Raw genomic sequence first — 17,609 nt, 5'->3', positions numbered from 1 at the left:
GGCAAACTCATCAACGCCCGCGCTTGCGCGACACCACTGCCTCGATGTTCTTGCGCCCGATCAGCTTCGGTTGTGCAGGCTCTTCCAGCCACTTGTACATCACCAGGCTGTCCACCAGCCCCAGCCGAGCGTGGCGATATGCCCGCGGCAGGCGCCCGACGATTTCAAAACCGAGCTTGTGCCACAGGGCCACGGCCGCTTCGTTGCTCGACACCACCGAGTTGAACTGCATGGCCAGGAAGCCTTGCTGGCGCGCCAGTTGCTGGGAGTGCTCGCACATCAGGCGGGCCACGCCACGACCGCGGGCGGCCTCGCAGACCATGTAGCCGCAATTGCTCACGTGGCTGCCGGGGCCGGCGGCATTGGCCTTGAGGTAGTAGGAACCGAGCAGTTGGCCGTCTTCCTCGGCCACCAGGGTGTGCAGCGGCGATTCCAGCCACAGATGACGTGCCTGCTCCTGGCTCAGGGCCGGGTCGAAGGCATAGGTTTCGCGGGCGCCGACAATGGCCTGGAAGGTCGGCCAGAAGTGTTCGAAATCAGCGGCGGTCATGGGGCGGAGGGTAATCATGGCGGTTCCTGGCAACGTGAACCGCGAGTCTGAAAGCGTTGGTGCCGGCATGCAACTGTTTGTGCAGGCCGGCACCCACGCGGTCAGTTGTCGACCTTGTTCACTGCATCCATCGCCCGCGCCGAATACACCAGCGCCGCGCCGGCATTCATGGCGACGGCCACACCCAGCGCTTCGGCGATTTCTTCACGGGTAGCGCCTTGCTTGACCGCCTGCGCCGAGTGCACAGCGATACAGCCATCGCAGCGGGTCGTCACCGCCACGGCCAGCGAGATCAGCTCGCGGGTCTTGGCATCCAGGTGGTTGGTCTTGGCCCCGGCGCCGCTGGCGGTCATGTAGCCATTGACCGTGTCGGGGGACAGTTGCTTGAGGTCGCCGATCCCGGCCATCAACTGCGTACGGTAGGCGTTCCAGTCCATCATGCTCATCGTCTTCACCTTGTGCTGTTGGCAACATGAACAGTGAAGCTAGTTTTTTAATCGGCGGGGCGCCGTTGGTCGATGGGTCACAAAGGCTAGGACTTTGGTAGGAGGGGGCTTGCCCCGCGATAGCGATGGGGCTGGAAGATCGCTATCGCGGACAAGCCCGCCCCTACCGGTCAGATGTAGATGAACACCAGCAGCAGCGCTGCCACTACCGCCCATTTCTCCAGGTAGTAACGGGTACGGTTGCGCTTTTTCATCGCCTTGCCACGCTCACGTATCTTGTAGATGCGGGTGAACAGGCGATTGATGCCACCGGTCTTGTCGCCGGCATCGTTGGGCGCCGCCGCGGCGGCCATTACCTTGCGGCTGAACCAGCGGTTGAAAGCGGTCGCCCAGCGGTACTTGAGCGGGCGCTCGACATCGCAGAACAGGATGATGCGGTTGTGCTCGGTCTGGTTGCTGGCGTAGTGGATGTAGGTCTCATCGAACACCACCGCCTCGCCGTCGCGCCAGGCGTAGTTCTCGCCGTCCACGCAGATGTAGCAGGCGTCGTCGTTGGGCGTGTCCAGGCCCAGGTGGTAGCGGTAGGAGCCGGCATACGGGTCGCGGTGGCGAACCAGCTTGGACCCGGGCGGCAGGGTCGCGAACATCGCCGCCTTGACCGTGCCGATGCCTTGCAGCAGCTCGGTGGTACGCGGGCACAGCTTCATGGCAGACGGGTGGCTCTCGCCGTACCACTTCAGGTAGAAGCGCTTCCAGCCACTCTTGAAGAACGAGTTGAAGCCAACGTCATCGTAGTTCTTCGAGCTCTTGATCTCGCCGACATGCAGCAATTGCTGGGCTTCGGCGCGGATTTCTTGCCAGTTGTCCTGCAACGGCTTGAGCTCGGGAAAGCTCTCGACCGGCAGGTAGGGCTTGGCCGGGAGCTTGGAGAACAGGTAAAGGAAGACGTTTACCGGCGCCAGGAAGCTTGAGTGATCACCCAGCTGACGGGTGACTTTGTGCCGGACCCGCCCGCGGAAATGGACGTAGGCAATCGAGAATACAAACAATAGAACGAGAAAAATTTTCATGGGCGGATACTTGTCGATGTGGCGATGCGCCATGGCATAAGCCAGCCAGCATAAACAATCGCGACCGCAGTTTGTACTAAATGTTACCGCTCGGACGCTCGACGTTAGTCCCACACGCAAAGGTTTGCCTTAACGATTCAGCCTCGGTTTTTACCCGGAAGGTGCAGATAGGACATCACGCTTTCCGTCAGCTCCGTGGCCAGTTTCACCGCTTCTTTATTACGCGCCATAACCCCGGCCACAAGGCCTTCGATCAACGCCAGAACGGCAATATTGGAACTGGTCAGCACCGGATGGTCTGCCGGGGCGAACAGCACGTGACGGGCGATGGGGGCCAGGGGGGAGGCGGGCGAGTCTGTGATTGCCAGCACGGTGGCGCCACGCTCATGGGCAAAGCGTGAGAGCTGCAGAGTGTCCAGGGAATAGCGCGGCAGCGAAATGGCCAGCAGCACATCCTGCTCGGTGATCGCTGCCAAGCGATACGCGGCGTTCTCGTTGCCGCCCTCCATGCTGATGGCGCAGGCATCGGCACAGAAGGGCACCAGGGTCGAAGCAGCAAGCCCGGCCAGGTAGACGCTGTTGCCAAAACCGAGCACATACACCTTGCGCGCTGCAATCAGACTGCTGACGAAGGCTTCGAAGGTGTCGGCCTGGTTGTTGCTGCTGGTGGTGGCCAGGTTGCTGGCGGCGCTCTGGATCTGCTCATGCAGGCCGAACTCGCCATCGGGGCGCTGGGCCAGCTCGTTGCGCAGTTTATCCACCGGCGAGACCATCTGCTGCAGGGTCGTTACCAGCTCGGCTTTCATCCCGCTGTAGCCGCCCAGGTCCAGGGCTTTGGCCAGGCGATTGACCGCTGCTGGCGAGGTAGAGGTGGCCTGGGCCATTTCCTCGATCGTCAGGGTCGCGGCCTTGAGGGGGTGGCGCAAAATATAGTTGGCAACCTTGCGCAAGGAGGGTTGCAGTTGCGCAAGGTTTTCCGACAGCTTGCGCATGACCGGCGAGGCATAAACGGTTGTGGTTTTCGAGGGGCTAGGCATCCGGCTGATGATTCCCTGGCAGATGGACGGCGTGCGTCAGTGTATCCGAAGCCGCTCCCCGGCGTGGAGCCGGGAAGGGCGCAGGCGTTTACTTCAGGCTGCCGGCAAGGAACTGGCGCAGCCGCTCGGACTGGGGCCTTGCCAGGACTTCGCGCGGGTCACCGCGCTCCTCGACCAGCCCCTGGTGCAGGAACAGCAGTTGGTTGGAAACCTCCCTGGCAAAACCCATTTCATGGGTGACTACGACCATGGTGCGGCCTTCCTGGGCCAGGTCCTGCATGACCTTGAGCACATCGCCCACCAGCTCCGGATCGAGGGCCGAGGTCGGTTCGTCGAAGAGCATCACATCGGGCTCCATTGCCAACGCCCGGGCAATCGCCACCCGCTGCTGTTCGCCGCCGGACATGTGCGCAGGGTAGGCATCGCGCCGGTGGCTGACGCCCACCTTGCTCAGGTAGTGCTCGGCCTTGTCCCTGGCTTCCTTGCGATCGATACCCAGCACATGCACGGGGGCCTGCATGACGTTTTCGATCGCGCTCATGTGCGACCACAGGTTGAAGTGTTGAAAGACCATGCTCAGCCGCGCGCGTATCCTTTGCAGCTGGCGCGGTTCAGCAGCCTTGAGGCCACCGCGTGAGCAGGCGCGCAGTTTCAGCGCCTCGCCGTTGAGCACTATCTGCCCGGCGTCGGGTTGCTCGAGCAGGTTGATACAACGCAGGAAGGTGCTCTTGCCCGAGCCGCTGGAGCCGATGATGCTGATCACATCACCGGCTTTGGCGTGCAGCGAGACACCCTTGAGTACCGGGTGGCTGGCGTAGCTTTTGTGCAGATCCTGAATTTCCAGTTTGTTCATGGCTAAGTACTCGGTCTCAGTCGCTGAGCAGGCGACCCTGGCGGATGGGGGTGTTGCCGGCGACTTTGGCCAGCCACAAGCCGGGTTGGGCGAAACGCAGGCGTTCACGGGCATAGAGAATGCCGTCGGTGCTGGCCTTGACGACGCTGTAGCGATCACTGATCGGGTCGATGACTTCGAACAACGGATCACCGACCCGTACGGCGGCACCGAGCGGTTGCAGGAAGCTCACCACGCCCGGGTGTTCGGCATAGGCGTACTGGGCACCGGCAAAGGGCGTCGCCTGGCAGCACTGCGCGGGGGCTGCAGGCCAAGGTCCGTTGATCAGGCCCTGGTCGGCAAGATAACCAAGAATCTGTTCGGCGCTGGCCTGGCAGTCCTCCCGGTCGGTATCGGCCATGCCGCGCAGTTCGACGGTGGTTGCGACGCAGGCCAATGGTATGTCCGCCTCGGGGAATCGTTCTGCCAGTTGCACCCAAGGCACAGCGCAGGCCTCATCGAAGGCATTGCCGCCGGCGTCTTCAGCCAGCAAGGCTGCGCCCGCCTCAAGACGCGCCGCCAGCGAGCGCAGGCGCGGCCAGTTCTGCGGCAGGGCGTAGAGCAACATGACCGATTCGAAGTCGCAGTGCAGGTCCAGTACCAGGTCGGCGTCGCAGGCCTGCTGCAGGAGCAGACGACGCAGGCCGTCGAGTTCCGACTGTGCCGTTGGCAGCTCGGCCAGGATCTGCAGCATGGCGCGGCGGATCCGGTCGATGTTGGCGGGGCCATCGCTGTCGAGTTGGCCCTCCAGGCGCTCGGCCAGCGCCTGGGTCAACGCCGGAAAATCGCGGTTGAAGTTCTTGCCGCTGTTGAGTTCGAAGCGGCCCTGGTGGGTTGCCTGGAACATCTGGCCGATGCCGATCGGGTTGGCCAACGGCACCAGCTCGATCACCCCTGTCAGACGGCCCTGGGTTTCCAGCTCGCCCAGGCGTCGCTTGAGCTCCACGGCCACGCGCATCCCCGGCAGTTCGTCGGCGTGCAGCGAGGCCTGGATGTAGGCTTTGCGCGGACCGCTGCCGAAGCGGAACAGGCTCACGGTGCGCTGCGTGCCACAAGCACTCCAGGGCAGTATGTGGTCAATTTGCTGCATATCAGGCTCCTTGCTGCGAGCGTGGGGCGAGGTAGGCCAGCCAGCGGCGTTCGGCCAGCTTGAACAGACGCACCAGCATGAATGTCAGGACCAGATAAATGAGCCCTGCGGTAATGAACGCCTCGAAGGGCAGGTAATAACGTGCACTGAAGGTACGTGCAGCCCCGGTGATGTCGACCAGCGTGACGATCGAGGCAAGGCTTGTGGTTTGCAGCATCATCAGCACTTCATTGCTGTATTGCGGCAGGGTTCGACGCAGGGCCGAGGGCAACAGGATTCGCCGGTACAGCGTCAGGCGCGACATACCCATCGCCCGGGCGGCCTCGATCTCGCCACGCGGGGTCGACTTGAGGCTGCCGGCCAGCAGTTCGGCGCTGTAGGCGCTGGTGTTGAGGGCAAAGGCCAGGCAGGTGCAGAAGGTTGCGCTGGACAGGTACGGCCATAGCACGCTCTGGCGCACGGCTTCGAACTGGGCCAGGCCGTAGTAGATCAGGAACAGCTGCACCAGCATGGGTGTGCCGCGGATCACGTAGGTATACAGCCAGGCCGGGTAGCGCAGCAGGCATGAGCGTGACACGCGCATCAGCGCCATCGGCACAGCCAGCAGCAGGCCCAAGGCCAGGGAAATCAACAGCAACTTCAAGGTCAGTACGATGCCGTTCAGGTACAGCGGCAGGTTCTGCCAGATCAGCGAATAATCGAGCGTCATGGCGTGCGTCTCCTCACAATTCGGCGGCTTTGAAGCCGACCGAGTAGCGTTTTTCCAGCCCCCGCAGGAGCAGCAGCGACAGGCTGGTCAACAACAGGTACAGGGCCGCTACGGTCAGGAAGAAGGTGAATGGCTGATGGGTCGCATCGGCTGCATTCTTGGCCTTGAACATCATGTCTTGCAGGCCGATCACCGAGATCAGCGCGGTGGACTTGGTCAGTACCAGCCAGTTGTTGGTGAACCCCGGAATCGCCAGGCGGATCATTTGCGGCACGCTGATCTGCCAGAACACCTGCGCAGCGCTCATGCCATAGGCCACACCGGCTTCGGCCTGCCCCTTGGGGATGGCCAGGAAGGCGCCGCGAAAGGTCTCCGACAGGTAGGCGCCGAAAATGAAGCCCATGGTGCAGAACCCGGCGATAAAGGGATTGATGTCGATGTACTGCTCGTATCCCAGCGCCAGCGCCAGGCGGTTGACCAGGTCCTGGCCGCCATAAAAGATCAGCAGAATCAGCACCAGGTCGGGGATGCCGCGTACCACCGTTGTGTACACCTCGCCCAGTGTTGCCAGCCATTTGACCGGCGACAGCCGGCAGGCCGCGCCGATCAGGCCCAGGGTAATGGCCAGGGCCATGGCGCTCAGGGCCAGGTTGATGGTCAGCCAGGCGCCATCGAGAATGCTCGATCCGTAGCCGTGAAGCATGATGAAAGTCCTCGGCGGCAGGCTTATTGGCCGTAGATATCGAAGGGGAAGTACTTGCTTTGCACCTGCTGGTAGGTGCCGTTGGCGCGGATCGCGGCGATGGCCGCGTTGAGCCTGGCCAGGTTGGCCGTGTCGCCCTTGCGTACGGCAATCCCGGCGCCACGGCCGAAGTACTGCGGATCGTTGATGTCTGGCCCGACCAGGGCGAACCCCTGGCCTGCAGGTGTTTTGATAAAGCTCTCTTCGGTATTGACGATGTCGGCGAGGGTGGCGTCCAGACGACCGGATGCCAGGTCCAGGAACGCCTCGTTCTGCGAGGCGTAGCGCACCACCTCCACACCCTGGGTTTCGAGTTGTTCGGTGGCGAAGCGGTCGTAGGTCGAGGCACGTTGCACGCCGACCCTGTGGCCCTTGAGGTCCGTGGCGAGGTCCTGAAGCTGACTGCCGACCTTCATCGCGAACTTGCCGGGGGTGTGATAGTACTTGTCGCTGAAATCGACCGATTTCAAACGATCCTCCGTGATCGACATGGACGACAGTACCGCGTCGATCTTGCGCACTTTCAACGACGGGATCATGCCGTCGAATTCCTGCACGACCCATTGGCACTTGACCTGCATTTGCGCGCACAGGGCATTGCCGATGTCGTAGTCAAAACCTGCGATCTCACCTTGCGGGGTGCGGTAGGAGAAGGGCGGGTAGGCAGCCTCGATGCCAATGCGCAGGCTGTCCTGGGCGGCGTGGGTCATGGCGCTGCAGGCACACAGGGCCAGTGCGCCTAGAAGTCCGGTCTTGTTCATATTCTTGACTCCGGTGGGTAGGGCTATACCAGCCAACGCCGTCGTGGGCGACTGGTCAGGCGGGTATAGGAATGACATGAATTATTTCAAAAATCAAATTCATGAAAATATAAATATCAAAAACGCGACTGGCGGTGACCGGGGGTGGCGTTAGACTGGGGAAATAGCGAGCAAGAAAGGGGAAGCGGTATGGACCTGAGTGGTCGCGAGTCGGGCGAGCCGTTCAAGCGGCTGTTTTTCGCCCTGGAATGTGCGCCGGCACAGCGCCGGGACATTGCCCACTGGCGTAGTGCGCTGGGATCGGGGTTGGGGCGGCCGGTGGCGTCGGCCAATTTTCATCTGACGTTGATGTTTCTGGGGGCGGTTTCCACGGCGCAGTTGCCGGCCATCCTGGCGGCTGCCGCACAGGTGAAGGTGCCGCAAAAGCCGTTGACGGTGATGCTGGACCGGTTGGAAGTCTGGCGCCCGGCCAAGGCCCTGGTATTGATGCCTACCCAGCCGCCGGCCGCTTTGCGCCAACTGGTGTACACCCTGCAACAGGCCATGTTGCCCTTGGGCTTTGCCGATGCCCCACGAGAGTACCGACCGCACCTGACCCTGGCTCGCGACTGCCACAGCCCGGTGCCAGAGGCTCCGGTAGCGGCGAATTTCACCTTGCGGGCCCGGCACTTCACCTTGCTCGAGTCACGCAAGGGGCAATACTGGCCACTGGCGCAGTGGCCGCTGCAGGTTCAGGGCTGAGTGCAGGCCACCCGCATGGCTGCCCACGTTGGCGCATCGGCGGTGTTCGTCTCGGTGGGAGCGGATTCATCCGCGATCGGCCGTGAAGCGGTCGAAATACGGCTACGCCGGATTCGCAGGCTGTGCCGGCCTCTCGAGGGGCAAGCCCGCTCCTACCCTGTGTTCATGCCGCTGGCGAGGCGGGTCAGAACTGCGGCGTGTATTTCACGCTGAACATGAAATTGCGCGGCTCGCCAAAGTTGTTGTTGCCATTGAGCTGGTTGTAGGCCGCCACGTAGTAGCGCTTGTCGAACAGGTTCTTGCCGTTGACTGCCAGGCTAACCTCAGGTGTCAGCTGATAGGCCAGGCGCGCATCCCACACGGCATAACCGGCGACGTCGTAGGTGTGTTCGTACCCCAGCGTGTGGCTTTGTGCGCTAAAGCCAAGACCTGCACTGACCTTGCTCCAGTCACCCGGCAACTGGTAGTCGCTCCACACCCGCAGCATGTGCTTGGGCGTCCAGGTGCTGAAGACCTTGCCTTCGTTTTCCGGGTCATCCATGTACTTCGTGGTGTTGTAGGTATAGCCGGCAAACAGTTGCAGGCCGGTGAGCACTTCGCCGCTGATCTCGGCCTCGATGCCCTGGCTGCGCACCTTGCCCGTGGCAGTGGAGCAGTACCAGTCGTCGCAGGCAAAGCCTGAAGCCAGGTCCTGGATCGCGCGGTTTTCCTGATCGAAGCGGAACACCGCAAGGGAGGTTTTGACCCGTCCGGCGAAGAGCTCGCCCTTGATGCCCATCTCGTAGTTGCTGCCGATGATCGGCTTGAGCACCGAGCCACTGCTGTCACGCTCGGACTGAGGCACGAAGACGTCGGTGTAGCTGGCGTACACCGCCCACTCGCGGCTCAGGTCGTAGACGATGCCGGCGTACGGGGTAACTTCGCCGGATTCGGTAATTTTGCTGGGTGCATTGACGGTGGCGGCGTGGGTGAGCGGGGCATAGTCGGTCGAGTCGTAGGTCTGCTCGAACCAGCTCACGCGAGTGCCAAGCACCAGGGTCAGCGGGTCGGCCAGCTTTACCCGCCAGCTGCCATACAGGCCTTTCTGGCGTACGTCATAGGCGCTGCCGGTACCGCGGCCATTGGCTTTGGCCAGCAGGCTGTCGAAGTCGATGTCCGGGCGGTGGTGATCGATATCGAAGATGTTGTCGGTGCTTGCATTGAACGTACGCGCCATCAGGTCATCGGTGGTCAGCTTGGAATAGTTGCCGCCCAGGGTGACTTCCTGCTCAAGGCCGAACCCTTCGAAGCGTCCAACCACGTTCATGTCCACGCCGACCTTGGTGGAGTCAAAGTCGGTCACCCAGTCGGCGTAGGTAATGCCAGTGCCATCGGGCTCTAGGCCGTCGCCGGTGGATTGCACGCGCTGGTGGGCAGAGGTGTTGGTCTCGCTCATGCGCACGGCAGCAACGCGAAACTTCCAGTCGTCGTTGAAGCGGTGCTCAAGATCGGCGTATAGGGTAGTGACGTCGATTTCCGAGTGATTCCAGCGCGACCCGGCAAAGGTCGAGCGCGATACATCCAGGGGGCTGCCGTCGGCATAGCGCGGCAGGCCGCGCAGCATGGGTCGCGATTCGGCGTCGGAGCGGCTGACCGCCAGGCCCAGGGTGGTGTCTTCACGCAGGTCGAAGTCCAGGGCGCCGTAGAGCGAGTGGGTCTTGCTCCACTCGTAGTCGACGAACGAATCGCTCTGGTCTTCATCGGCGACAAAACGCCCGCGAATGGTGCCCGCGTCGTTCAGCGGACCGCCGGCATCCAGCTGCAGGCCATAGTGGTCCCAGCTGCCGGCCTTGCCGGTGAGCGTCACGGTCGGGGCGCTCTGGCCGCGCTTGCGCACCAGGTTGACCGCGCCACCGGGGCTGCCGGTACCTTGCAGCAGGCCCGAGGCGCCGCGCAGCACTTCCATGCGGTCGAAGAAGATCAGGTCCTGGGTCGCCCAGTTGCCCAGGGAGTAGGTGTTGCGTGGAATGGGCACGCCGTCGTACTGCCAGTCGTCGATCTGAAAACCTCGCGAGGAGATGATCAGCCCCGGGCCCACGCCCTGCAGGCCGACCAGGCCGGTGGTCTTGTTGACGGCGTCCTTGAGGTCGACGATGTCCTGATCGTCCATCTGCTTGCGGGTCATGACCGAGACCGACTGGGGGATCTCCTTGAGGGTGTGGCTGCCCTTGCCGATGGTGGTCGCCCGCGCCGCGTAGGAGCCCGAACCCTCGGTGGTGGCGTCCAGGCCGCTGTCGTTGATGCTGGTGGCGCCCAGCTCCAGGGCGTTGCCCGCATCGATGGCCGGCAACACGCTGAAGTTGCCCTGATCGGTCACCAGCAACTGCAGGCCGCTTCCGGCCAGGGCCGTTTGCATGGCCTGGGTGGCACTCATGCGGCCGCTGATGGCAGGCGCCCGTTTGCCCTGGACCAGCGCAGGGTCGAGCGACACGATGCGCCCGCTCTGGCTGGCGATGGCGTTGAGGGTGCTGGCCAGCGACGCGGCGGGCAGGTTGAAGCTCAGGGTCTGTTCCTGGGCGTGGGCAGCGCTGGCCAGTGTGGCCAGGGCCACGGCGACAGGCAAGGCGTGGGACCAAGGGTTGAGCACGGAATTCTCCCGATTAGGTTGGCGTTGTCAGGAGATAGGTGCGACGAAAAATGAAAACCGGACACAAATACGAGTGATTTTCATGAATATTTATTCAAGACGCGTGTTTCGCCCGAATCAAGGTCAGCCAGGGGCTGTAGTGATCGATGCGCACCGGCAAGGTTTCGGCCAGGGCGTCAAAGGCGCGCTGTGGCTCGTCCAGCGGGAACACCCCCTGCACGCGCAGCCCACGCACCTGGGGTTCGACCCGCACAAAGCCCCGGTAGTAGGGGCGCAATGCCTCGACCACCGCCTCGAGCGAATCATCGAGCACATTCAGGCGGCCGTTGAGCCAGTCGGCACGGTGAGCCTCGCCATTGCCCAAGGCATCGATTCGCTGGGACAGCAGCAGGGCGGCCCGGCCTTCCTGCACGTCCTGCCCGGTGCCGTTGAACAGGCTGGCCCGCACACTGTGCTCAAGCACCAGCAGGCGCGTTGCCCCCGCTTCCTGGCTGACCAGGAAGCGGGTACCCAGGGCGCGTAACTCACCTTGGGCGGTGCGTACCCGCAACGGCCGCCGTGGGTCGCTCGCCACCTGGATCACCAGCTCACCCTGACGCAGGATCAACAGCCGCTGGTGCTCGTCGAACTGCAGGTCGACCGCACTGCCGGCATTGAGGCTCAGGCGGCTGCCGTCGGCCAGGTCGAAGGTACGCCGCTCGCCGCGACCGGTACGCAGATCGGCCAGCAATGCTTCGCCCATGGGGCTGCGCGCGCCGAGCCACACGCCGCCGCCCAGCATCCCGAGGGCGGCAATGCTGCGCAGCACGTCCCGGCGCGAGGTACTGGGTTGCAGCAATACCCGGCGGGCTTCCCCGGCCTGGCCCGGTACGCGGCGGTCGAGGCTGCGCACCGTCTGGCAGGCGCCGCCCAGGCGTTCTTGCAGCCGGTTCCAGGCCTGGGCATGGCTGGGTTCGCTGGCCAGCCACTGATCGAACTGCGCCTGTAGCGTGGCGTCGGTGTTGCCGGCGCTCAGTCGCACCATCCAGTCGATGGCGCCTTCGGCGGCCGGGTCCAGGCGCGCTTGGCTCATGGTGCCAGCTCGCTCAGGTAGCACTGCAGCAAGGCCTGCTTCATGTAGCGGCTCACCGTACGCTCGGAGAGCTCCAGCTTGCGCGCGATGTCTACATAGCTCAGGCCGTCCAGCTGGCTGTAGAGGAAGGTGGCCTTGACGATCGTCGGCAACCCGTCGAGCACTTGGTCGATGGCCACCAGCGCTTCGATCAGCAGCAGTTCCTCTTGCGGGGAAGGCGCCAAAGGCTCGGGCAGTGCCGATAGGCGCTCAAGATAGGCCAGCTCCAGTTGCCGGCGACGGTGACGGTCGAAGATCAGTCGGCGGGCGATGGTCGAGAGGTACGCGCGCGGCTGCTGGATGCTGTCCGGATCGACCCGGGCGGTGAGCATCTGGCAGAAGGTTTCGGCGGCGGTATCTTCGGCGTCGGCGCGGTTGCGCAGGCGTTTGTGGATGTGCTGCAGGAGCCACCGGTGATGGTCGCTGAAGAAGAAGCCCAGTTTGCGGGTCGACGGAGTATGCACCGGTGGAAGTCCAGATGTTAGTGTGAATCGTTCTCAATGCTACCTGTCTCCGGTCTGACAACGCAATTGTCCGATTCCCACAAAAGCGAAGGGCCGCATCAGCGGCCCTTCGGCAGGTGTATCAGGCGATCGGGATCAACGGGTCGGCGGCGGCCAGTGCGGCGGCGCGGTCGGCGGCTGGCGGGTAGATCCAGGTGGTGTTGATCTGGGTCTTGAGGTCCTTGGCCTCTTTCTGCAACAGCTTCACCTGGCGGTCCCAGCCTTCGGTGTACACCGCGCCCCAGGCGCCCAGGTCCAGGCAGGTCACGTACTTGGGCTGGCGGTACGGCGTCGGGGCCACGCCGAGCAGGTCGGCGGCCACGTTGTTGCCGCTGTGGCGGCCCAGGACGATGGCGTGCTGGCACGACATCACCGCGAAGTTGCCCAGGTCGTCGGTGGCGGCGTAGGCCACGTCACCGGCGGCGTAGACATGCTCCTGCCCCTTGACCTTGAGGTTGCGGTCCACATGCAGGCGGCCCTGGGCATCACGCTCGGCAGGCACTTGCGCGGTCAGCGAGCTGGCCCGCACGCCCACCGTCCAGACCACGGTCCTGGCCTCGATGCGCTGGCCGTCGGCGAGGGTGACGCCATTGGCGTCCACCGATGCCACCGAGGCATTGACCCGCCACTCCACGCCCAGTGCCTGGCACGCTTCGATGATCGTCGGGCTGATGCCTTCACCCAGTGCTGCGCCGATCTTCGCGCCACGGTCGACGATGATCACCCGCACCGCCGTATCGGCGCCGAGGATGGCGCGCAGGCGAGCCGGCATCTCGGTGGCGGTTTCAATCCCGGTGAAGCCGCCGCCGGCGACCACCACGGTGTTGCGTGCGGCCGAGTCGGGCTGGCTGGCCAGCAACTTGAGGTGCTGCTCGAGGCGAGCTGCAGACTCGATCTGGTCGACATCGAAGGCATGTTCGTGGAGGCCGTCCAGGTTGGGGCGCCATACGCCGCTGCCAGCTGCCATCACCAGGCGGTCGTAGGCGAGGGTGATTCGCTGGCCGTTGGCGTCGGTGTAGCCGACACGCTTGCCAGCCACGTCGATTTCATCGGCGGCACCCTGGATGAAGTTCACGCCCACGGCATTGAACAGGTCGATCAGCGGCGCTTTCATCTGGTGCACATCCGGCTCGTAGAAGCGTGGACGAATGCGCAGTTCCGCTTGCGGCGCGAGGACGCTGATGGCGACATCGCTGCGGCCATGTCGATCCAGCAGGCGGGCGGCGCTCAACGCGCTCCAGACACCACCAAAACCTGCGCCGACAATCAGAATGTGCTGTTTCATTTGCTGCTCCACATAAAAGAGATTGTTGTTTGCGGCTTTGAAGGGAGGGCTCCATCAGCGCCGAACAACTACGACTGTATTGATCGTAGTTTTCGGGGGCAAGGAATTTTTTTTGTCGATCCACCGATCGATCCGGGTAACCTTGCCTGCGGACCGCTCTGTTTCTGGCATCTGGCGCAGAATATAGCGCTGATGCGTGGGGTCGGAAGCCGATGGACGGCGGTCAGGGCAGACGGCTGGAAGCCGTGAAGGCGCTAATCGCTGTTAGCATATACGACAAAGTTAGTCGGAGATTGTCATGTCACTGTATAGCGCAGGGGTGGAGTACGGCATCCACTGCCTGGCCTTTTTGGTCGATGAACGAGGCGACAGCCGCGAAGCGAGCGTGCGTGACCTGGCCGAGTTGCAGGGCGTGCCCCAGGAGTACCTGGCCAAGGTCTTCACCCGGCTTGCAAAGGCAGGCCTGGTGGTCGCCACCGAAGGGGTGCGCGGGGGCTTCCGGCTGGCCCGGCCTGCCGATGAAATCACCGTGCTGGATATCGTCACCGCCATCGACGGGCGCAAGATGATTTTCGAGTGCCGGGACGTGCGTGACCGATGCGCCTTGTTCGAAGGCTCGCCGCCGAGCTGGGCGCAGGAAGGCACCTGCTCCATTCATGCGGTGATGCTCACGGCGCAAAAGCGCATGGAAGAGGCGCTGGCCCAGCAGACCATTCTCGATATCGCCCGGCGCGTGGGGCGCAAGGCCCCGGCGGCGTTTTCCGAGCAACTGGCCAACTGGATGAATGACCGGCGCGCGGGCAAGGCCGGGGACATTGCCGTGGTGGATGTTTCGGAGTAGGAGCGGGCTGTGTACCGCGATCGGGTGCGAAGCGGCCGTAATCCAGGCAACCCCGAATATGCAGGCTGTACTGGCCTCATCGCGGGGCAAGCCCGCTCCTACCGACCCACCAAGGCTACCGTGCCGTCCCGTTACGCGGTTTGTAGAACAGGAAATCCCCCGTCTCGGTGGTCTTCACATACGCCCGCGCCCAGTCCGGTTTCACGTTGCGGTCATGAAAGTACAGCGCTCCGCGGGTGCGATCTTCCAGCTGGCGGTTCAGCGCCTTGCGCGCGATCTCCTTGGCAATCGCGTAACGGGTCTCTTCCTGGACCGCGTCGGAGCGCCCGTCACACCACCAGGAAAACTGGCAGTTGCCGGTTTCCGAGCCCTGCTTGACCACACCACACACCGTGTCCGGAAAGCCTTCATGGCCCAGGCGGTTCATGACCACGCTGGCCACCGCTTCCATGTCCCGTGACTGGCCGCCCTTGGATTCCCAATAGATGCTGCGCGCCATGCAGGTAATGGCGTCGTCCAGTGCCGCCTGGCCGGCCGGGTCCACGGCCTGCACTTCGGTCTGGGTAATGGCTTTGCTCTTGGGCGCCGGTGGCGCATCGGGTTGCACGGCCGCTTTGTGCTCCAGTACCTCGGCTTTATCTTCGGCGACTTGGGCCTTGGGTTCGGCGGCCAGTGCCAAGGGGCAACCGAGGGTCAGGAAAAGGCAGGTTACAATCGTTGTAAGGCGCATGGTCGGGCCCTTGGGTGGCGGGGGGAGAGATAAGACTTCCCGTTACAAGGTCGACCGCACGGCGCTCAAAACATTCCAGCTGTTCGACGACGGGCGACATCGCGCATCATGGACGCCGTCCGTTCAAGGGAGATTTGCATGCGCGTCCTGTCATCCGTTTTGCGTCTGTCCGGCCTGGCCCTGGCCCTGGCGCTCGCCACTGCCGCCCAGGCGAGCGAGCCGTCGCAGTTGGTCGATGCGATCAACAAGTACCGCAGCCAGGCCCAGCGCTGTGGCGGGCAAGCCTCGCTGGAGTTGCCGCCACTGGCCAGCGACCCGCGCCTGGTCCTGCCGGCCAGCGGCCCGGTCGATCTGCGTGAAGCGCTGGCGCAGGCCAGTTACCCGATGGTCAATGTCCAGGCCATCACGCTCAACGGCCCCCGCGACGCCCAGGCGGCGATGCAAGCGGTACAGGAAAGCTTCTGCCAGGTCGTACTCGCCCCGCAGTTCGTCGATATCGGTGTGAGCCAGCAAGGTCGCGACTGGCGCATTGTGCTGGCGCGGCCGTTGCTGGCCGGGCGTCTTGGCGACTGGCAGGCCGAAGGCCAGAAGCTGCTGGAGATGATCAACGCCGCTCGCGGCCAACAGCGCCAGTGCGGTTCCCAGGCGTTTGCCGCGACCACGCCGCTGGCCTGGAACGCGACCCTGGCCGGTGCCGCCGAATCCCACACCCGGGCGATGGCCAACCAGAGCTTTCTCGACCATGTGGATCGCGATGGCCGCACGCCGGGCGACCGGGCCGAGCTTGCCGGTTACGCCGGGCAATTGACCGGCGAGAACATCGCCGCCGGCCAGGACACCCCGCGCAAGGTAGTCGATGGCTGGCTGGCCAGCCCTGGCCATTGCGCCAACCTCATGAACCCGCAGTATCGCGAACTGGGTGCGGCCTATGCGGTCGATCCCAAGAGCGATGCCGGGATCTACTGGACCGCGATGTTCGGCGCCCCGTAAAGCCTTCAGCTGTAATGCAGGTCGGTGCGCTTGAGCAGTTGCTTGCAGCGGTCGGACAGGTGCACCACGCGCAGGTGCTTGCCATTGTTGCTGTAGCGCTCGCGCAGGGTCTTGAGCGCGGCAATGGCCGAGTAGTCGACAAAGTTCAGGTGCTGGCAATCCAGGGTGACCTGGGCCGGGTCGTTGGCCGGGTCGAACTGGTTCAGAAACGGCGTGGTCGAGGCGAAGAACAGCGTGCCGTGGACCCGGTACAGCTTGCTGCCATCGCTTTCCAGGTGGCTGTCGGCGTACAGCTCGCGGGCCTGTTGCCAGGCAAAGTTGATCGCGGCGATGACAATGCCGATCAATACTGCGGTAGCGAGGTCGGTGAATACCGTCACCACCGTTACCGCGATGATCGCCAGCATGTCGTGGGTCGGCACCTTGTGCAGCACCCGCAGCGAGGCCCACGAGAAGGTCTGCTGCGAAACCACGAACATCACCCCCACCAGCGCCGCCAGCGGAATGCGCTCGATCAGCGGCGAGAGAAACAGCACGAACAGCAGGATCATCACCCCGGCCACCACCCCGGAGAGTCGGCCACGGCCGCCGGAGCTGAGGTTGATCGCGGTCTGGCCGATCATGGCGCAACCACCCATGCCGCCGAACATGCCCGAGGTCATGTTGGCCACACCCAGGGCCACGCACTCGCGGTTGGGGTAGCCGCGGGTCTCGGTGATTTCGTCGGTGAGGTTGAGGGTCAGCAGGGTTTCCAGCAGGCCTACCAGGGCCATGAGCAGGGCGTAGGGGGCGATGATGCGCAGGGTGTCGAGGTTCCACGGGATGTCTGGCCAGCCCAGTTGTGGCAGGCCACCGGCGATATGGGCCAGGTCGCCCAGGGTGCGGGTGGGCAGGTCGAGCAGGTACACCCCGGCGCCGACCGCCAGGATCGCGACCAGCGCGGGCGGCACGCTGCGGGTCAGGCGCGGCAGCAGGTAGACCACCGCCATGGTCAGCGCCACCAGGCCGACCATCATGTACAGGGGCGAGCCGCTGAGCCAGGCGCCGTCGTGCTTGAAGTGCTCGAGCTGGGCCAGGGCAATGATGATCGCCAGGCCGTTGACGAATCCGAGCATCACCGAATACGGCACCATGCGCACCAGCTTGCCCAGGCGCAGCACGCCGAAGGCCACCATGATCAAGCCGCCCAGCAACACCGTGGCCAGCAGGTACTGCACCCCGTGCTGCACCACCAGCGCGACGATGACTACGGCCATCGACCCCGCGGCGCCGGAAATCATCCCCGGCCGTCCGCCGAGCAGGGCGGTGAGGGTGCAGATGATGAATGCGCCATACAGCCCCATCAACGGATTGAGATGCGCCACCAGGGCAAAGGCGATGCACTCGGGCACCAGGGCAAACGAGGTGGTGAGGCCTGCCAGGACATCGGCGCGGATAGAGCGTGTTTTCATGGGCTACCTGAAGAGCGGACCGGCACGGGGCAGC

Annotated in this window: 18 protein-coding genes; 3 read left to right on the top strand and 15 right to left on the bottom strand. The window is 63.8% G+C overall.

What is annotated here, in order from left to right; translation table 11 throughout:
* Positions 1–10: 10 nt before the first annotated feature.
* From NPS58_RS16270 to NPS58_RS16230, 9 genes are all read right to left on the bottom strand, one after another.
* Entirely contained in the window at positions 11–568 is a 558-nt protein-coding gene (locus tag NPS58_RS16270) for a GNAT family N-acetyltransferase (RefSeq protein WP_274116377.1), read from the bottom strand.
* A gap of 83 nt (positions 569–651) precedes the next feature.
* The gene (locus tag NPS58_RS16265; protein ID WP_274116376.1) at positions 652–996 is read right to left on the bottom strand and encodes a carboxymuconolactone decarboxylase family protein; all 345 of its coding nucleotides are present in this window, start codon (positions 994–996) and stop codon (positions 652–654) included.
* A 170-nt stretch (positions 997–1,166) separates the two neighbouring features.
* On the bottom strand, positions 1,167–2,066 hold the full coding sequence (lpxO, locus tag NPS58_RS16260) for a lipid A hydroxylase LpxO (RefSeq protein ID WP_274116375.1): 900 nt from the start codon (positions 2,064–2,066) through the stop codon (positions 1,167–1,169).
* A 137-nt stretch (positions 2,067–2,203) separates the two neighbouring features.
* The gene (locus NPS58_RS16255) at positions 2,204–3,103 is read right to left on the bottom strand and encodes a MurR/RpiR family transcriptional regulator (RefSeq protein WP_274116374.1); all 900 of its coding nucleotides are present in this window, start codon (positions 3,101–3,103) and stop codon (positions 2,204–2,206) included.
* An 88-nt stretch (positions 3,104–3,191) separates the two neighbouring features.
* Positions 3,192–3,956, bottom strand: a complete 765-nt coding sequence (locus tag NPS58_RS16250; RefSeq protein ID WP_274116373.1) for an ABC transporter ATP-binding protein — start codon at positions 3,954–3,956, stop codon at positions 3,192–3,194.
* Between the two features lie 16 nt (positions 3,957–3,972).
* Complete coding sequence (locus NPS58_RS16245) at positions 3,973–5,085, bottom strand: succinylglutamate desuccinylase/aspartoacylase family protein (protein WP_274116372.1); 1,113 nt, start codon at positions 5,083–5,085, stop codon at positions 3,973–3,975.
* A gap of 1 nt (position 5,086) precedes the next feature.
* Complete coding sequence (locus NPS58_RS16240; protein WP_274116371.1) at positions 5,087–5,794, bottom strand: ABC transporter permease; 708 nt, start codon at positions 5,792–5,794, stop codon at positions 5,087–5,089.
* A gap of 13 nt (positions 5,795–5,807) precedes the next feature.
* Positions 5,808–6,497 (bottom strand): ABC transporter permease, encoded by a 690-nt coding sequence (locus NPS58_RS16235; protein ID WP_274116370.1) that lies wholly within the window; start codon positions 6,495–6,497, stop codon positions 5,808–5,810.
* 23 nt (positions 6,498–6,520) lie between these two features.
* Positions 6,521–7,297 carry an ABC transporter substrate-binding protein gene (locus NPS58_RS16230; protein WP_274116369.1) on the bottom strand — a complete coding sequence of 259 codons (777 nt, stop codon included), beginning with the start codon at positions 7,295–7,297 and terminating at the stop codon, positions 6,521–6,523.
* A gap of 189 nt (positions 7,298–7,486) precedes the next feature.
* On the opposite strand from NPS58_RS16230, the gene thpR reads away from it, so the two are divergent.
* A complete protein-coding gene (gene thpR / locus NPS58_RS16225; protein ID WP_274116368.1) occupies positions 7,487–8,038 on the top strand; it encodes an RNA 2',3'-cyclic phosphodiesterase in 552 nt (183 codons plus the stop codon).
* Positions 8,039–8,222: 184 nt separating this feature from the next.
* Here the strand turns inward: thpR and NPS58_RS16220 are convergent, their stop codons facing one another.
* From NPS58_RS16220 to NPS58_RS16205, 4 genes are all read right to left on the bottom strand, one after another.
* On the bottom strand, positions 8,223–10,664 hold the full coding sequence (locus NPS58_RS16220; RefSeq protein ID WP_274116367.1) for a TonB-dependent siderophore receptor: 2,442 nt from the start codon (positions 10,662–10,664) through the stop codon (positions 8,223–8,225).
* Positions 10,665–10,758: 94 nt separating this feature from the next.
* A complete protein-coding gene (locus NPS58_RS16215; RefSeq protein ID WP_274116366.1) occupies positions 10,759–11,736 on the bottom strand; it encodes a FecR domain-containing protein in 978 nt (325 codons plus the stop codon).
* A complete protein-coding gene (locus NPS58_RS16210; RefSeq protein ID WP_274116365.1) occupies positions 11,733–12,239 on the bottom strand; it encodes a sigma-70 family RNA polymerase sigma factor in 507 nt (168 codons plus the stop codon). The genes NPS58_RS16215 and NPS58_RS16210 overlap by 4 nt, the downstream gene beginning before the upstream one ends.
* A 121-nt stretch (positions 12,240–12,360) precedes the next feature.
* On the bottom strand, positions 12,361–13,563 hold the full coding sequence (locus NPS58_RS16205; RefSeq protein ID WP_274116364.1) for an NAD(P)/FAD-dependent oxidoreductase: 1,203 nt from the start codon (positions 13,561–13,563) through the stop codon (positions 12,361–12,363).
* A 298-nt stretch (positions 13,564–13,861) separates the two neighbouring features.
* On the opposite strand from NPS58_RS16205, the gene NPS58_RS16200 reads away from it, so the two are divergent.
* Entirely contained in the window at positions 13,862–14,404 is a 543-nt protein-coding gene (locus NPS58_RS16200; RefSeq protein WP_274116363.1) for an RrF2 family transcriptional regulator, read from the top strand.
* Positions 14,405–14,519: 115 nt separating this feature from the next.
* On the opposite strand, the gene NPS58_RS16195 is transcribed toward NPS58_RS16200, so the two are convergent.
* Positions 14,520–15,134: a cell wall hydrolase gene (locus tag NPS58_RS16195; protein WP_274116362.1), complete on the bottom strand. Its 615-nt coding sequence runs from the start codon at positions 15,132–15,134 to the stop codon at positions 14,520–14,522.
* Between the two features lie 138 nt (positions 15,135–15,272).
* Between NPS58_RS16195 and NPS58_RS16190 the strand changes: the two genes are divergently transcribed.
* Entirely contained in the window at positions 15,273–16,124 is an 852-nt protein-coding gene (locus NPS58_RS16190; RefSeq protein ID WP_274116361.1) for a CAP domain-containing protein, read from the top strand.
* Positions 16,125–16,129: 5 nt separating this feature from the next.
* Here NPS58_RS16190 and NPS58_RS16185 read toward each other — a convergent pair whose 3' ends face one another.
* Complete coding sequence (locus NPS58_RS16185) at positions 16,130–17,575, bottom strand: SulP family inorganic anion transporter (protein WP_274116360.1); 1,446 nt, start codon at positions 17,573–17,575, stop codon at positions 16,130–16,132.
* Positions 17,576–17,609 lie beyond the last annotated feature (34 nt).

This window comes from Pseudomonas putida, assembly GCF_028682455.1.
GTDB classification, from domain to species: Bacteria; Pseudomonadota; Gammaproteobacteria; order Pseudomonadales; family Pseudomonadaceae; genus Aquipseudomonas; species Aquipseudomonas putida_AA.
The sequence above is the reverse complement of the archived record's forward strand: the minus strand, read 5'-3'. Positions and strand labels throughout refer to the sequence as shown.

Bases quoted from the DNA above. Each gene is read 5' to 3' on its own strand.
- NPS58_RS16190 (WP_274116361.1), top strand. From the start codon at position 15,273: ATGCGCGTCCTGTCATCCGTTTTGCGTCTGTCCGGCCTGGCCCTGGCC.
- NPS58_RS16270 (WP_274116377.1), bottom strand. From the start codon at position 568: ATGATTACCCTCCGCCCCATGACCGCCGCTGATTTCGAACACTTCTGG.
- NPS58_RS16205 (WP_274116364.1), bottom strand. From the start codon at position 13,563: ATGAAACAGCACATTCTGATTGTCGGCGCAGGTTTTGGTGGTGTCTGG.
- NPS58_RS16250 (WP_274116373.1), bottom strand. From the start codon at position 3,956: ATGAACAAACTGGAAATTCAGGATCTGCACAAAAGCTACGCCAGCCAC.
- NPS58_RS16195 (WP_274116362.1), bottom strand. From the start codon at position 15,134: ATGCGCCTTACAACGATTGTAACCTGCCTTTTCCTGACCCTCGGTTGC.
- NPS58_RS16215 (WP_274116366.1), bottom strand. From the start codon at position 11,736: ATGAGCCAAGCGCGCCTGGACCCGGCCGCCGAAGGCGCCATCGACTGG.
- NPS58_RS16230 (WP_274116369.1), bottom strand. From the start codon at position 7,297: ATGAACAAGACCGGACTTCTAGGCGCACTGGCCCTGTGTGCCTGCAGC.
- NPS58_RS16245 (WP_274116372.1), bottom strand. From the start codon at position 5,085: ATGCAGCAAATTGACCACATACTGCCCTGGAGTGCTTGTGGCACGCAG.
- NPS58_RS16200 (WP_274116363.1), top strand. From the start codon at position 13,862: ATGTCACTGTATAGCGCAGGGGTGGAGTACGGCATCCACTGCCTGGCC.
- NPS58_RS16185 (WP_274116360.1), bottom strand. From the start codon at position 17,575: ATGAAAACACGCTCTATCCGCGCCGATGTCCTGGCAGGCCTCACCACC.
- NPS58_RS16240 (WP_274116371.1), bottom strand. From the start codon at position 5,794: ATGACGCTCGATTATTCGCTGATCTGGCAGAACCTGCCGCTGTACCTG.
- NPS58_RS16255 (WP_274116374.1), bottom strand. From the start codon at position 3,103: ATGCCTAGCCCCTCGAAAACCACAACCGTTTATGCCTCGCCGGTCATG.
- lpxO (WP_274116375.1), bottom strand. From the start codon at position 2,066: ATGAAAATTTTTCTCGTTCTATTGTTTGTATTCTCGATTGCCTACGTC.
- thpR (WP_274116368.1), top strand. From the start codon at position 7,487: ATGGACCTGAGTGGTCGCGAGTCGGGCGAGCCGTTCAAGCGGCTGTTT.
- NPS58_RS16235 (WP_274116370.1), bottom strand. From the start codon at position 6,497: ATGCTTCACGGCTACGGATCGAGCATTCTCGATGGCGCCTGGCTGACC.
- NPS58_RS16265 (WP_274116376.1), bottom strand. From the start codon at position 996: ATGAGCATGATGGACTGGAACGCCTACCGTACGCAGTTGATGGCCGGG.